The sequence below is a fragment of the Mycolicibacter sp. MU0102 genome, from assembly GCF_963378105.1.
Lineage (GTDB): Bacteria > Actinomycetota > Actinomycetes > Mycobacteriales > Mycobacteriaceae > Mycobacterium > Mycobacterium holstebronense.
Genome location: NZ_OY726398.1, coordinates 3,535,422 through 3,549,929 on the forward strand (window position 1 = coordinate 3,535,422; position 14,508 = coordinate 3,549,929).

The 14,508-nt window shown below is 67.0% G+C and carries 14 protein-coding genes; 3 read left to right on the forward strand and 11 right to left on the reverse strand.

The features are described from left to right. Positions 1-25: 25 nt before the first annotated feature. The 5 genes from kasB to RCP37_RS16705 all read right to left on the reverse strand — a co-directional run bounded on the left by kasB (position 26) and on the right by RCP37_RS16705 (position 4,535). A complete protein-coding gene (gene kasB / locus RCP37_RS16685; RefSeq protein ID WP_308487122.1) occupies positions 26-1,279 on the reverse strand; it encodes a 3-oxoacyl-ACP synthase KasB in 1,254 nt (417 codons plus the stop codon). 32 nt (positions 1,280-1,311) lie between these two features. Beyond that, positions 1,312-2,172: a cyclopropane mycolic acid synthase family methyltransferase gene (locus tag RCP37_RS16690; protein ID WP_308487123.1), complete on the reverse strand. Its 861-nt coding sequence runs from the start codon at positions 2,170-2,172 to the stop codon at positions 1,312-1,314. Positions 2,173-2,198: 26 nt separating this feature from the next. Next, positions 2,199-3,089 carry a cyclopropane mycolic acid synthase family methyltransferase gene (locus tag RCP37_RS16695; protein ID WP_308484130.1) on the reverse strand — a complete coding sequence of 297 codons (891 nt, stop codon included), beginning with the start codon at positions 3,087-3,089 and terminating at the stop codon, positions 2,199-2,201. Positions 3,090-3,399: 310 nt separating this feature from the next. After that, positions 3,400-3,690, reverse strand: a complete 291-nt coding sequence (locus RCP37_RS16700) for a DUF3017 domain-containing protein (RefSeq protein WP_308484131.1) — start codon at positions 3,688-3,690, stop codon at positions 3,400-3,402. After that, on the reverse strand, positions 3,687-4,535 hold the full coding sequence (locus RCP37_RS16705) for a bifunctional methylenetetrahydrofolate dehydrogenase/methenyltetrahydrofolate cyclohydrolase (RefSeq protein ID WP_308484132.1): 849 nt from the start codon (positions 4,533-4,535) through the stop codon (positions 3,687-3,689). The genes RCP37_RS16700 and RCP37_RS16705 overlap by 4 nt, the downstream gene beginning before the upstream one ends. 62 nt (positions 4,536-4,597) lie before the next feature. On the opposite strand from RCP37_RS16705, the gene RCP37_RS16710 reads away from it, so the two are divergent. From RCP37_RS16710 to RCP37_RS16715, 3 genes are read left to right on the forward strand one after another with little or no spacing between them, the layout of a single operon-like run. Next, a complete protein-coding gene (locus RCP37_RS16710) occupies positions 4,598-5,782 on the forward strand; it encodes an NADH:flavin oxidoreductase (RefSeq protein WP_308484133.1) in 1,185 nt (394 codons plus the stop codon). 10 nt (positions 5,783-5,792) lie between these two features. Beyond that, positions 5,793-6,509 carry an FHA domain-containing protein gene (locus RCP37_RS22200; RefSeq protein ID WP_373693043.1) on the forward strand — a complete coding sequence of 239 codons (717 nt, stop codon included), beginning with the start codon at positions 5,793-5,795 and terminating at the stop codon, positions 6,507-6,509. Beyond that, positions 6,464-8,467: an ATP-binding cassette domain-containing protein gene (locus RCP37_RS16715; protein WP_373693044.1), complete on the forward strand. Its 2,004-nt coding sequence runs from the start codon at positions 6,464-6,466 to the stop codon at positions 8,465-8,467. Before RCP37_RS22200 ends, RCP37_RS16715 begins: the two co-directional genes overlap by 46 nt. A 33-nt stretch (positions 8,468-8,500) precedes the next feature. On the opposite strand, the gene RCP37_RS16720 is transcribed toward RCP37_RS16715, so the two are convergent. The 6 genes from RCP37_RS16720 to RCP37_RS16745 form a co-directional block, all read right to left on the reverse strand. Beyond that, positions 8,501-9,376 (reverse strand): endonuclease domain-containing protein, encoded by an 876-nt coding sequence (locus tag RCP37_RS16720; RefSeq protein WP_373693197.1) that lies wholly within the window; start codon positions 9,374-9,376, stop codon positions 8,501-8,503. 128 nt (positions 9,377-9,504) lie between these two features. Continuing rightward, positions 9,505-10,077: a pentapeptide repeat-containing protein gene (locus RCP37_RS16725; RefSeq protein WP_308484135.1), complete on the reverse strand. Its 573-nt coding sequence runs from the start codon at positions 10,075-10,077 to the stop codon at positions 9,505-9,507. Further along, positions 10,074-10,676 (reverse strand): GTP-binding protein, encoded by a 603-nt coding sequence (locus RCP37_RS16730; RefSeq protein ID WP_308484136.1) that lies wholly within the window; start codon positions 10,674-10,676, stop codon positions 10,074-10,076. Before RCP37_RS16730 ends, RCP37_RS16725 begins: the two co-directional genes overlap by 4 nt. Beyond that, positions 10,654-11,055, reverse strand: a complete 402-nt coding sequence (locus RCP37_RS16735; RefSeq protein ID WP_308487124.1) for a DUF742 domain-containing protein — start codon at positions 11,053-11,055, stop codon at positions 10,654-10,656. The genes RCP37_RS16730 and RCP37_RS16735 overlap by 23 nt, the downstream gene beginning before the upstream one ends. Positions 11,056-11,078: 23 nt before the next feature. Then, positions 11,079-11,522, reverse strand: a complete 444-nt coding sequence (locus tag RCP37_RS16740; RefSeq protein ID WP_308484137.1) for a roadblock/LC7 domain-containing protein — start codon at positions 11,520-11,522, stop codon at positions 11,079-11,081. Continuing rightward, positions 11,522-14,401, reverse strand: coding sequence for an ATP-binding protein (locus RCP37_RS16745; RefSeq protein WP_373693045.1), 2,880 nt, complete (start codon positions 14,399-14,401; stop codon positions 11,522-11,524). Before RCP37_RS16745 ends, RCP37_RS16740 begins: the two co-directional genes overlap by 1 nt. Between the last annotated feature and the right edge of the window lie 107 nt (positions 14,402-14,508).

The following is a 14,508-nucleotide window of genomic DNA, read 5'->3' on the forward strand; positions in this document are numbered from 1 at the left end:
GCTGGGGACCGAAAGCGGCTCCCTTCTAGTACTTTCCGAACGCGAGCGCCACGTTGTGGCCGCCGAATCCGAAGGAGTTGCTGATCGCGTAGTGGTAATCGCCGGTCCGCGCGTCGCCGGCGACGACGTCCAGATCGATCTCCGGGTCGAGACGGTGCAGGTTCAGCGTGGGCGGGACTATGCCGTCGCGCAGCGCCAGTACCGTCAATATCGCCTCCACCGCACCGACGGCCCCGACCGAATGCCCGAGAGCGGATTTGGGCGCGTACACCGCGGCACGGTGGTCGCCCATGGCATTGTTGATCGCCTGGGCCTCGGCCAGATCGCCGATCCGGGTTCCGGTGGCGTGTGCGTTGATGTGGTCGATGTCGGTCGGCGCCAGACCCGCAAGATCGATCGCCCGGGTCATCGCGTAACCCGCGCGCTCGCCCTGCGGATCGGGCGCCACGATGTGGTGTCCGTCCGAGGTGATTCCGGCGCCCATCAGGCGGCCGAGAATGGTTGCGCCACGCGCCTTTGCGTGCTCAAGAGTCTCGATGACCATCAATGCGCCGGCCTCGCCGAACACGAACCCGCTGCGGTCGACGTCGAATGGCTGGCAGGCGCCGGCCGGGTCGTCGTTGTGAGTGGACAACACGATACGCATCGCGGCGAATCCCGCGATGGGAACCGCTTCGATCTTGGTCTCGACTCCACCGCAGATCGCGATGTCAGCCTCGTCGTAGACGATGTTGCGCCAGGCCTGAGCGATACCTTCGGAGCCGGAAGCACACGCCGAGATCGGGGTGAAGACACCCGCTTTGGCGCCACGCTCCAGGCCCACGGCAGCGGCCGCCGCGTTAGGCATGTACTTCTGCACTCCCAGCGGTGAGACCGCCTTCATGCCGCGTTCCACCATGCCTTGGTAACCCCAGACCAGTTCTTCCGGCGAGCCGAGCCCGGTGCCGATCGACACCAGCAAACGGCGCGGATCCACCTCCGGCGAGCCGGCATTCGCCCAGACCCGACGGCCCAGGATCACCGCCATCTTCTGCAGGTAGGACAGCCGGTGCAGTTCCTTGCGGTTCAACTCGTGGTCGAAGTCCTCGAGCAGATGCCCACCGATACGCACCGGGAGGTCGAACCGCTCGACGAAGGGATCGTCGAGCTTACGGATGCCGCTCTGCCCGTCCAGCAGTTTCTTCCAGGTGTCCTCGGCGTCCGTCGCCAGCGCCGTCGTCATCGCAACCCCGGTGACCACGACCTCGGGAAGGCCACTCCCAGTGGAGAGCCGAGTCATTCGGGCCATTTCCGCGCCTCGCTTCCAGGACGCTATTTGGTCAAGACGAACTGCCCGACGTTGCTGATTCCTCTGCTGAAGAGGTCAGCACAGCCGGTCAGGTAGCGCAGGTAGCGCTCGTACACTTCCTCGGACTGGATGGCGATGGCGCGTTCGCGGTTGTGGCGCAAATTGTCTGCCCACATATCCAGCGTCCGGATGTAGTGCTCCGGCATCAAAACGGCGTCCTGGATATGAAATCCGGCGCCTTGCGAGTATTCATAGATGTCGTCACGGCCCGCCATCTCCCCACCGGGAAAGATCTCCTTGCCGAGGAACCGGACGAAGCGCAGATCGCTCATCGTCACCTTGATGCCATGCTCACGCCAGTAGGTCTGCGGGTAGGTGAATATGCTGTGGAACAACATTCGGCCGTCATCGGGCAGGATGCCGTAGGCACGTTCGAAGAACGCGGCATAGCGAACCTTCTTGAAGGAGTCGAACGCCTCGATCGTGAAGATCCGATCAACCTTTTCGTCGAACTCTTCCCATCCCTGCAGGCGCGCCTCTGCACGACGCTTCGTATCGATCGCAGCCAGAGTGGCTGCGCTGCGCGCGCAGTGGTTGCGGCTGAGCGTGATTCCGATGACGTTGACGTCGAACTCCGTCACCGCTCGGGCCAGGCCCGCTCCCCATCCGCAACCGACGTCCAACACCGTCATTCCCGGCTCGAGGTTGAGCTTGCGCAATGCCAAGTCATACTTCGCGTTCTGCGCCTCCTCCAGCGTCATGTCGTCGCGCTCGAAGTACGCACAGGTGTAGGCCATTGTCGGATCGAGGAACAGCGCGAAGAAGTCATCGGAGATGTCATATGCCGCTTGAGACTCTTCGTAGTACGGCTTGAGATCAGTCAACTGCGTCACCATGTCCTCCGAATCGCCTACGCCACTGTCTTTTCCATCGTGAACTGGCAGACGTCGGTGTAACCGTCACGGAACAGCTCCCGGCAACCCGTCAGGTACTTCAAAAACGTTTCGTACGTCTCTTCGCCCTTGAGCTCGATCGCCTCGGCCTGGTGCGCTTCGAGAGCCTTGGCCCAGGTGTCAAGGGTGCGCACATAGTTCGACCCGATCCGCTGATGACGGGTGATCTCGAAACCACACCGGGTCGCGTGTTCATCGACGATCGACACCAGGGGCAGCCGGCCCCCGGGGTAGATCTCCTTGCGGATGAAATTGATGAACCGCAGCAGCGACATCGTGCGCTTGAGCCCCATTTGTTGGGACTCCTCGAGAGAGGGCACCACGATCGAATGCAGCAGCATCACGCCGTCGTCGGGCAGCACGTGGTAGCACATCTTGAAGAAATCGTCGTAACGCTCATAGGTGCCGACACCGTCGGCGAAGTGCTCAAAAGCGCCCAGTGAGACGATACGGTCCACCGGCTCGTCGAACTGCTCCCAGCCCTGCAACCGCACCTGCTTGGACCGCGGGCTGTCCATCTTGGCGAACTCGCTTTCGCAATGGGCCACTTGGTTTTCGCTCAAGGTCAGCCCGATGACGTTGACGTCGTACCTCTCGACGGCTCGCCGCATGGTGGAGCCCCAACCGGACCCGATGTCGAGCAACGTCATCCCGGGCTGCAGGCCCAACTTGCCCAATGCCAAGTCCACCTTGGCCATCTGAGCCTGTTCGAGCGTCATGTCCTCGCGCTCGAAATATGCGCAGCTGTAGGTCATGGTCGGATCCAGCCACAGCCGGAAGAACTCGTTAGACCGGTCGTAGTGCGATCGGATGTGATCGACATCCGGAATCAGCTCGACGTCGCCCATCTGTTCCTCCGCTGCACAAAGCGACTTCAAGGCGTCCGTCATCTCGACGCCGCGGCAATTCACGCCGTGCTCCCGGGGTCGATCGATTCCCGAGCTGCGCTTCACACGACCAGCTGTCTTCAAAAGGACTGTTTGCGCGATGAATTCATTGCGGGCACAGCCCCCTCCCCGACACAGCCGACCTACACCGGCCGACCGGACACGTGTTCCCCCAGAGCAGGGCCATCAAACACGGGGCCGATTGGATTGGGAGACGGGCGAATACGCGCCTCGCACCGGGCCAAAATATTGTCGGGCCGGTCAAAAACGACTAGCTGGTCCCCAGCGGGTCGATCGTCGCGGCCACGTAGAGCATCACCGTCGCCGCGGTCGTCATCGTCGCGAAGTCCAGCCCCCGCTCACGCAGCACCAGCATCCCGGCCCGATCCTCGGACAGCACCAGGCGCAGCGCGGCCGCCACCCCGGTCCCGATCCCGATCAGCAGCGCGCCGCGCCGCCAGAAGTTCGCCCCAGCCAGCACGAATGCCGCCGTGAAGATCAGCCCGACCAGCAGGATCGGCCACTGCGCGGCGATCACCCGGCGGACGTCGGTGAGGGTCACAGCGTGCTCTCGACTCTTTCCACGACGTTGGTCAACAGGAACGCCCGGGTCAGCGGACCCACCCCGCCGGGGTTGGGCGACACGTGGCCGGCCACCTCCCACACGTCGGGATGCACGTCCCCGACCAGGCCGGCGTCGGTACGCGAGACCCCGACGTCGACGATGGCCGCACCCGGACGCACCATGTCGGCGGTAAGCATGTGCGGCACGCCGACCGCGGCGACGATGATGTCGGCCTGGCGGGTCAGCTCAGCCAGATCCCGGGTCCCGGTGTGGCACAGCGTGACGGTGGCGTTCTCCGACCGGCGGGTCAGCAGCAGTCCCAGCGGGCGCCCGACCGTCACGCCACGCCCGATCACCACGACATGGGCGCCCGCAATCGGCACCTCATAACGGCGCAGCAGGTGCACGATGCCGCGCGGGGTGCACGGCAGGGCCGCCGGGGTGCCCAGCACAAGCCGACCCAGGTTGGTCGGATGCAGGCCGTCGGCGTCCTTGGCCGGGTCGACGCGCTCAAGGGCCGCGTTCTCGTCCAGATGTTTGGGCAACGGCAGCTGCACGATGTAGCCGGTGCACTCGTCGTTGGAGTTCAGCTCGTCGATGGTGTCGTTGAGCTGGGCCGGACTGCAGTCCGCGGGCAGGTCGCGGCGGATCGAGGTGATGCCGACCTTGGCGCAGTCGGCGTGCTTGCCGCGCACGTAGGCATGCGATCCCGGGTCATCACCGACCAGAATGGTCCCCAGACCAGGCGTGCGGCCGGCGGCGGACAACGCCGCCACCCGTGCCTGAAGGTCGACGAAGATCTCGTCGCGCGTGGCCTTGCCGTCCAACGTAATCGCACCCACGCGGACAGTCTGGCATGCCACCCACAGTTCCAACGATGACGATCCGTCACTAAGCTCCCGCTATGCCTGTTCCCGACGTCTTCAGCCCCGCCAAACTCGGCCCGATCACGTTGCGCAACCGGATCATCAAGGCTGCGACGTTCGAGAACCGCACGCCTAACGCGCTGGCCTCCGACGATCTCATCGAGTATCACCGGCTGCCGGCCGCCGGCGGGGTGGGCATGACCACCGTGGCCTACTGCGCGGTCTCCCAGGGCGGGCGCACCTCCAACGACGGGCTGTGGATGCGCCCGGAGGCGGTCGCCGGGCTGCGCCGGCTCACCGATGCGGTGCACGCCGAGGGAGCCCTGGTCAGCGCCCAGATCGGTCACGCCGGCCCGGTCGCCGACGCGCGCTCCAACAAGGCCCGTGCCCTGGCGCCGGTGCGATTCTTCAACCCGATCGGCATGCGTTTCGCCAAGAAGGCCACCCGCGACGACATCGACCAGGTCATCGCCCAGCACGCCAATGCCGCGCGCTACGCCGTGGATGCCGGGTTCGACGCGGTGGAGATCCATCTCGGCCACAACTACCTGGCGAGTTCATTTCTGAGCCCGCTGATCAACCGCCGCACCGATGAGTTCGGCGGGTCGCTGGCCAACCGGGCCAAGGTGGCCCGCGGCATCGTGGCGGCCGTGCATAAGGCGGTGGGTGGACAGATCGCGGTGACGGCCAAATTGAATATGGCCGACGGAGTCCGCGGCGGTATCAACCTGGACGAGTCGCTGACCACCGCGAAGTGGCTGCAGGACGACGGCGGCCTGGACGCGCTGGAGCTCACGGCCGGCAGCTCGCTGGTTAACCCCATGTACCTCTTCCGCGGGCACGCCCCGGTGAAGGAGTTCGCGAGCGTCTTCCCCCCGCCGTTGAGCTGGGGCATGCGGATGACCGGCAACAAATTCCTGCGCGAGTACCCCTACACCGACGCCTACCTGTTGGACAACGCCCGACTGTTCCGCGCCGAGTTGTCGATGCCGCTGATCCTTTTGGGCGGCGTCACCAACCGCGCGACGATGGATCAGGCGATGGCCGAGGGATTCGAGTTCGTCGCAATGGCCCGGGCGCTGCTGGCCGAACCGGACCTGGTCAACCGGATCGCGGAGGAGTCCACGACGCTGTCGCAGTGCACGCACTGCAACCAGTGCATGCCGACGATCTACCGGCGCACGCACTGCGTCGTTACGGGCGCACCGGACGCAACTCGCTAGAGTTGACTCGATGAGTCACCCAGCCCCGCCGGTGCTGACCGTCCGCCACGACGGGTCGCAAGGCACGTTCTCCGCAGGCCACGATGTGGTCATCGGACGCGACCTGCGGGCCGACGTCCGCATCCCGCATCCCCTGGTCTCGCGGGCCCACCTGCTACTGCGCTTCGAACAGGGCCGGTGGCTGGGGATCGACAACGGCTCCCTGAACGGTATTTACGTCAACGGCCAGCGGGTGCCGGTCGTCGACATCCGCGACGGACAAGCCGTCAACCTCGGCAACCCGGACGGACCGCGGGTCTCCTTTGAGGTGGGACGGCACCAGGGCCAGGCCGGCCGGCCGCCGCAGACCGTTTCGATCCAGGTGCCGCAGCCCGGCCAGCCAGGAATAGCGCGCCCCGCCCGGCCGCCACAGCCGTCGGGTTGGCCGTCACCACCCGAACCCGCGCCGTATGCAGATCCGCGGTCGGCCGGGCACCCCGGCGTGCCGCAGCCGCACCGGCCGCAATCCGGTTCGGCGCCGTATCCACCGCCGCCCGCCCCGCTCCGGCCACCGGCGTATCCGTCCGGTCCCCCCAGTCCCGTCGCCGATGCGGCACTGCGCCCCGGTTATCAGCCCCCGCACCCCCGCTGGCACCCGCTGATGTCTTCCCCCCGCACCAGCCCGCCACTCGGATGGCACCGGTGGCGTCGACGCCGCCCGAAGTCGGCAACATCGCCACCCGCATGATCGACATCCTGCGGCCGGCGTCCAGCTCCACGCCGGACGCACCGGTCGGGGCTCTGACCATCGGCCGTGCCACCGACAACGACGTCGTGATCTCCGACGTGCTCGCCTCCCGCCACCACGCCATGCTGATCGCCACGCCGCTGGGCACCGAGATCCGTGACAGCCGAAGCATCAACGGCACCTTCGTCAACGGTGTTCGGATCGGTTCGGCGATCCTGTCCGAAGGCGACCTGGTCACGATCGGCAACGTCGACCTGGAGTTCACCGGCGGAACCTTGCTGCGCCGCACCGAAGCTGCGACCCGCACCGGTGGCCTGGAAGTCCGCGATGTCTGCTTCGATGTCGAGGGCGGCAAACGGCTGCTCAACAACATCACGCTGACGGCCCGGCCGGGCACCCTGACCGCGATCATCGGCGGCTCGGGCGCGGGCAAGACGACGCTGTCGCGGTTGATCGCCGGCTATACCAAGCCCACCTCCGGCTCGGTCACCTTCGAGGGCCACAACATCCACACCGAATACGCCTCGTTGCGCAGCCGGATCGGGATGGTGCCGCAGGACGACGTGGTGCACCGGCAGCTGACCGTCAACCAGGCCCTGGGCTACGCCGCTGAACTGCGGCTGCCGCCGGACAGCAGCAAAGCCGACCGGGATAAGGCCGTCGCGCAGGTGCTCGAGGAACTCGAGCTGACCAAGCACGCCGATACTCGGGTCGACAAACTCTCCGGCGGCCAGCGCAAACGCGCCTCGGTCGCCCTGGAACTGCTGACCGGCCCGTCACTGCTGCTGCTCGACGAGCCGACCTCGGGACTGGACCCGGCCCTGGACCGCCAGGTGATGCTGATGCTGCGCGGTCTGGCTGACGCCGGCCGTGTGGTCATGGTGGTCACCCACTCGGTGTCCTACCTCGATGTGTGCGACCAGATTCTGCTGATCGCCCCGGGCGGCAAGACGGCGTTCTCCGGCCCGCCCAAAGAGGTCTTTCCGGCGATGGGGGCCGACAACTACGCCGACATCTTCGCCAACGTCGGGGCCGACCCGGACGAAGCCAACCGGCGGTTCCTGGAGCGCGGCGGCGGCCCCAAAGGCCCCGCCGCAGCGGTCCCGTCGACCCCACCGGTCGATTTGGGCAGCCCGCCGCCGGAAAGCCTGCGCAAACAGCTGTCGACGATCGCGCGCCGCCAAGTCCGGCTGATCATCTCCGACCGCGGCTATTCGGTCTTCCTGGCGGTGTTGCCCTTTATCGTGGGCGCGCTGTCGCTGACCGTGAAGGGCAAGGGAGGTCTCGGGATGCCGGGGCCCGATGCCCCGACCGAACCGCAGTACATCATGGTGCTGCTCATCATCGGCGCGGTCTTCATGGGAACCGCGCTGACCATTCGAGATCTCATCGGCGAACGCCCGATCTTCAAACGAGAACAGGCCGTGGGCCTGTCGACCGTGGCCTATCTGTTGGCCAAGGTCACGGTGTTCTGCGCATTTGCCACGGTGCAGGGTGCGATCGCCACCATGATCGTGATTCTGGGCAAGGGCGGGCCGACACAGGGCGCCGTGATGTTCGGCAGCGCGAATTTCGACTTGTTCCTCGCCGTGGCCGGGACCTGTGTGGCCTCGGCGGTACTGGGGCTGGCACTGTCGGCGTTCGCGCAGTCCAACGAGCAGATCATGCCGATGCTGGTGGTCTCGATCATGTCGCAGCTGGTGCTGGCCGGCGGCATGATCCCGGTGACCGGGCGCGCTGGGCTGGCGGAGGCCGCCTGGGTGACGCCGGGCCGGTGGGGATATGCCGCGGGCGCCTCAGCGATCGACTTCAACAAGCTGGTCAACGTGCCGCAGATCCCCAAAGACCACCTGTGGGACCACACCAAGGGCATCTGGCTGCTCGACATGGGGATGCTGGCGCTGTTGTCGGTGTTCTACACCGTGCTGGTGTGGTGGAAGATCCGGCTCAAGCGCTGAGGTCCCCGTTTCGCCCCCGCACACTCAACGCCGTCAACGCACAATGAATGCCGGTGAGTAGCCTCGGACCTGCAGCGCCTGGCGCACCCGCCACACGACCGCCGGTGCACGGTCGCGAGCTACCACCCGAATGACGATCCAGCCCATCCGGGCCAGCGTCTCAAGCCGAATGATGTCCTTGCGCCACTGCAGGCTGTCGACCTGGTGATGCTCGCCGTCGTACTCGGCGGCAACCATGACGTCGGGCCACCCCATATCCAGGTAATAGGTGGCGTCGGCGGTCGGGACCGGGATCTGGGTCTGATCCGGGGGTAGCCCGGCATCGGTCAGCAGCAAACGCAGGTAAGTCTCGCGGGGCGACTCCGCACCTGGGTCAACCAGACTCAACACCTGCTCCAACTGCCTCAATCCGCGCACGCGGGGATGACGGAGGGTTAGCGCCGCGACGACGTCAACGTCAAAGTGGGTCGCTCGGGCCAGCGCGTCGAGCTGCGCTACTGCCGGCCGCAGCGGTTGGTGGCGGCCGATATCGAAGGCGGTGCGGTCGGGGGTTGTGACGAGCATCCCGTTGTCTTGGCCGGTCAGCATCTGCATCTCGTCGTCAAGCAGGGTCTCCCGACGGGTGATCACCCCGACTGGCGCTCGCGGGTTGGCGTGCACCAGCTCGACCGGCACGTCGTCGTCAACCCACCTGGCTCCATGCAGTGCCGCAGCCGCCGGACCGGCGACGACGCCTCGCCGTCCTGACCATAACCACGCCGCGATCGTGCGCTGGTCGAGTCGCAACGAGACCTGTCCGGGCACGTAGACGTCGGGGTAGGCGGCCCGATAGTGGGTCCGCAGCCCGTGCCGATTCAGCCTTCCGGCTGCCAGTGCCTCACTGCCGATAAACGGTTGCCCCTCCACAATCGATGAGCATCGCCATGTGGGGCGACTGGCACCATTCAGCTATCCACAGGTGCTTTTGAGTGTGCGTCGAAGGCGTTGAGTGTGCGGTGACGTCGGGCGGGGCGCCAGGCTACGAGCCGGACTGCGCCTCAGCGCTCATCGGATTCACTGTCCAGGCGCAGCCCGTGGGCGGCCGCATAGGTCATGGCCTGCGTGATGTCGATCCGCGTGCCGGTCAGCGATGCCGTGGTCCACAATGTGGGATCCACTCGCGCGCCACGCAGGTCCGCCTCGTCCAGCCGGGTGCCGATAGTCCGGGCACCGCTCAGGTCGGCGCCCCGTAGCACCGCTTTGCGCAGGTCTGCCTCCACCAGGTTGGCCTCTCGCAGCCGGCAACCGCTCAGGTCCACCGCCCGCAGGTCACTGCCGCCGAGCCCGGCCAGGGTGAAGTCCACTTCGTCGAACACCAGCGGCCGCATCCGGCACTGCACGAATTGCGAGCCGAGCATGCTGCACTGGATGAATTCGGAATGCCACAGCGAGGCCCGCTCGAAGCGACAATTGCGGAACGCCGATCCGCGGTGCACCGACTCGCCGAGGTCGGCACCGGTGAAGTCGCACTCGTCGAACACCACCCGCTCGGTGCGCAGCCGCGACAGGTCCGCATCGCGAAAGTCGTGGCCAGAAAATTCTCGCCCGGTCCACTCTTGTGTGTCGGTCAAGCCCGCGGCGCCAGCGTCGACAGCGCGTATTCGCTGATAGCGATGAGCGCATCGCGGGCCGAGCGGGGATCGCGGGCATCGACGGCGATCACCGGGATGTGGTCGCCCAGAGCCAGGGCCTTGCGGACCGCGGCGACCGGATAACGCGGCGCGCCGTCGAACTCGTTGACCGCGATCAGGAATGGCAGATTCCGATGCTCGAAGAAGTCCACCGCGGCGAAGCTGTCCTGCAGTCGGCGGCAGTCGACCAGGATGATCGCACCGATCGCGCCGCGCACCAGGTCGTCCCACATGAACCAGAACCGGCGCTGGCCCGGCGTACCGAACAGGTAGAGCACCAGGTCCTCGGCCAGCGTGAGTCGGCCGAAGTCCATCGCCACCGTGGTGGTCCGCTTGTCGGGGGTGGCCTCCAGGCCGTCGACACCGACTGAAGCATCAGTGACCAGCGCTTCGGTCCGCAACGGCATGATCTCCGAGACCGTACCGACGAACGTGGTCTTGCCGACCCCGAACCCGCCTGCGATGACGATCTTGGTCGAGGCCGAGTCTCGCGGAGCTGGGGACCTATCCGAGGGCCTATCCGAGCGCTCGTAGGCCACGAAGGGTCCTTCCTATCAGGTCTCGGCGTTCGTCCCGGGTGGATGCCTCAGTCAGTGTGGCACGCACCCGAAGGTATCCCGACGTGACCAGATCTCCCACCAGCACCCGCGCGACGCCCAGTGGCAGGTTCAGCCGGGCAGAGATCTCGGCGACCGACGGCGCGCCTTGACACAGTTCGACGATCCGCCCGCGCGGATCGCTGGCCGGCCATTGGTTGGGCTGGGCCGCCCGCAGGGTCTGCACCGGGGCCTCCAGCGGCAACGGCACGTCGGTGTGGGTTCGACCGGCGGTCAGCGTGTACGGGCGGACCAAGTTGGCTTCAGTTTCCAGGTTCTCTGGGACCTCCGCCGGCTGCGGGCGCGACCAACGCTCGGGCATGTCCATCACCATTCACCGGCACCTCACGAGTGGCCGCCCCGCGACGGCGCCGACCGGCGCGCCGATGAGACCACCGCTCCGACTCGTTCCACCAGAACCGCCATCTCGTACCCGATCTGGCCGATATCGCCGGACGTGCTCGCCAACGTCGCCAGGTGCGAGCCGTCTCCGACCCGCATCAGCAGCAGGTAGCCGTGCTCCATCTCCACCACCGACTGCAGCACCCGGCCGCCTTCGAACAACTGCGACGCCCCAGTCGCCAGGCTGGCCAATCCGGACGCCACCGCCGCCAGCTGATCGGCCCGCTCGGTGGGCAGGTGCTCGCTGACCGCCACGGTCAGACCGTCGACCGACACCAGCACCGCATGCGACACCCCGGGCACCTCGCGGGCGAAATTGGATACCAGCCAGTCCAACGAGCTTTCGGCGGAACGACGCTGCGCGGTGGGATCGGTTGGGAAAGTCATTACTGGTTCTGTCCCTGGTCGGTGTCGAGGCTATTTTCGAAGCCGCTGTCTAGGCCGTTTTCCCGGGCGTGCGATCGTGCGGCGTTCACTCCGCCGAAGTGACTGCTGATCGAAGTGCGGATCGCCGCGGGATCCCGTTCCAGTGGCTCGTCGGCGGGCTGGGGCGGTACGCCGTTGGATGTTACCGGCTGTTCCGCGTCAGCCGGATCGTGCGCTGCGGCATCGGGGCCTTCCTCGGCCGGCGCCGCTGCCGCGGCGGAACCGGGCACCAGCCGGGCGCCGGGCTCGCGGACTGGCAAGCCGTGTTCGGTATGGGCGACCACCGGTACGTTCTCCGCTTCCGCAGCTACCGACCAACCGCGGTCCCAGACCGACTGCCAGTCCAGATCGGCGCGCAGGCTGGGCTCGTTGGGGTCGACGCCCACCGACTCCGAGAGCATCCGCTGATAGATCGAGTCGGTCTCGGTCTCGGGCTCGGGCTGAGGCTCGGGGGCAGCGGTGCCGACCCGGGCACGCGCCGCGAAATACCCCGACGTATCGGCGGGAGCAAACTTCTCGGCCACCGGTTCGGGTGCCCGGTGCGGATCCGGGGTCGGCGCTTCCGACTGCCCTGCGGCCTGCTCCTCGGCTTCCCACCACGGTTGCGGCAGCTCGCGGCGCACTCGCTCGGGGGCGGTCGGCGGCTGCGCCGGTTGCGCCGGTTGTTCAGAGGGCACGCCGGTGATGCCGCTGGATCCGGGGGTACGTCGCGGCAGCAGCGAGACGACGGGACCGGGCTCGGCAGGCTCGGCATCCTCGTAGGGCGGATACGACTGGTAGGGCTCGGGCTCGTATTCGTATGGTTCGGGTTCGTACGGTTCGGCTTCATACCGCTGCGGTGCGGGCTGCGACTGCTCGGCGGGGGCGAAGTAAGGCTGGGCGGGCGGCGCGAGTGCCGGCGCCGACTGCTCGAAGGGCCTGACGGTCAGCAGGTGCGGCGGCAGATACACCTCGGCGGTGATACCCCGAGATCCCTGCGAGGCCGGGAACAGCCGGACCTCGATCTCGTGGCGAGCCGCCAGTCGAGAGATCACGAACAGACCCATGTGTCGGGCGTTCTCCGGACTGAACTCGCCGCCGGCCGCAAGACGCATGTTGGCCATCCGCAGGTCGGTGTCGGTCATCCCCAACCCGACGTCGACGACCTCGACCACTACCCCACCGTCGTTCTCGAAACCGGCGACCACCCGCACCGGCTCCGTCGGCGCCGAATAGCGCAGCGCGTTGTCGATCAGTTCCGCGAGCAGGTGTATGCAGTCCGCGGCGGCGGCGCCGATCACGGTGGTGTCGGGCACCAGCACGGTCTGCACCCGGTCGTAGCCCTCCACTTCCGAGGCGGCCGCGCTGATCAGGGTCGCCAGCGGAACCGGTCGGCCCCGCTCATGCGGCACCCGCGCACCGGCCAGCACCAGCAGGTTCGCGCCGTTGCGCCGCATCCGGGCGGCCAGGTGGTCCAGCCGGAACAGGCTCTCGAGTCGATCCGGGTCGTCCTCGTTGCGCTCCAGTCGGTCGATGAGCGCCAACTGCTGATCGACCAGGGACCGGTTGCGCCGCGACATCGTCTCGAACATCTCGTTGACCAGGCGCCGAAGCCGTGCCTCATCGCCGGCGAGCAGCAGCGCCTGGGCGTGCAGCTCGTCGACGGCGTGGGCGACCTGCCCGACCTCCTCGGTGGTGTACACCGGCAGCGGCTCAGGGTCGCGGTCTGAACCGGGCACGCCGGCACGCAACCGGGCGATCTCCTGTTCGAGGTCGACGTGGGCGACCTGCAAGGCGCTGTCGCGCAGGGTCCGCAGCGGGCGCACCAGCGAGCGCGCCACCAACCACACCGCAAGCAGCGTGGCGGCGATCGCGGCCAGCACCAACACGATGTCGCGAAGGGCGGCAGCGCGCCGGTCCGCGGCCCGGTCTTCTACCGCCGCAGTGACTGCCCCGGTGTTCTCGCTGATGAGGTGGGCGGCGATCTGGTCGGTGGTACGGATGGAGTCGCGCAGTACCGGGTTGTTGGGCAGCACCTGCTCCGGGTCGGACATGATCGACATCCGGGTCACCAGCTGCTGTTGCAGCGATTTGGCGTCCGGGGAGTCCACCCCGAGCACCTCGCTCATCCCGAACAGCGTCGACGGCTCGGTACCGGCCAAGGTCATCATCGAGCTGCGCAGCTCCGGATCGGGAAGTTCGCCACCCCGATTCACCAGCAGTTCCTGCATCATCATCTGGCCCCGCGCGCCGACGGCACGACTCAGGCCCTCGGTCTGCGCCCGGATCCGCTCGCTGTCCACACGCACCGACCCGTTGATGGCGTCCTCGGCGGTCAGCAGGATCGGCGCGTAGCCGGTCACCTCGTCGCGGAGGCCGACACCGGTGGTCGAGACCGCACTCAGCAACCCCTGGCCGCGTTCGATCAGCGACTCCACCCCGGACCGCACATCGGTCGCCACGTCGGTGTGTGACAGCCGAGACTGCAGCTCGTACTTACGGTTCTCGAAGTTCTTCCGGGCACCTTCGGCGTCGCCGTCAGAGGAAGCGGCCACCAGCGCGTCGCCCAACGCCGACATGTAATTGGTGATCGCCGGGATCATCTCGGCGCGGTCGGCGACCAGCCGAAGCCGGTTGGCCTCGGTGAGCGCATTGGAGACACGCAGCCCGCCGAACAGCCCGGCCAGCGCCAGTGGCAGCAACGCGATCGCCAGCACCTTCCACCGCACCGGCCAGTTGCGCACCGACCATCGCGACGGACGTTTGACCGTTGCGGATTCCGGCTTGGGGCCGTCTTCGGCTGGTTCGGTTGACTCCTCAAAGACCTGGTCCACCTCTTCCGGGTGGTCAAAGAGCGTCACCGGTCGGCGGCCGATTCGCCGACCGCTCGGCTGAAATTCACCGTCTGCGCCTCATTCATCGGACTCTCTCCGGTACATCGCACCCGCACAGCGGGTTGCGGTGTGTT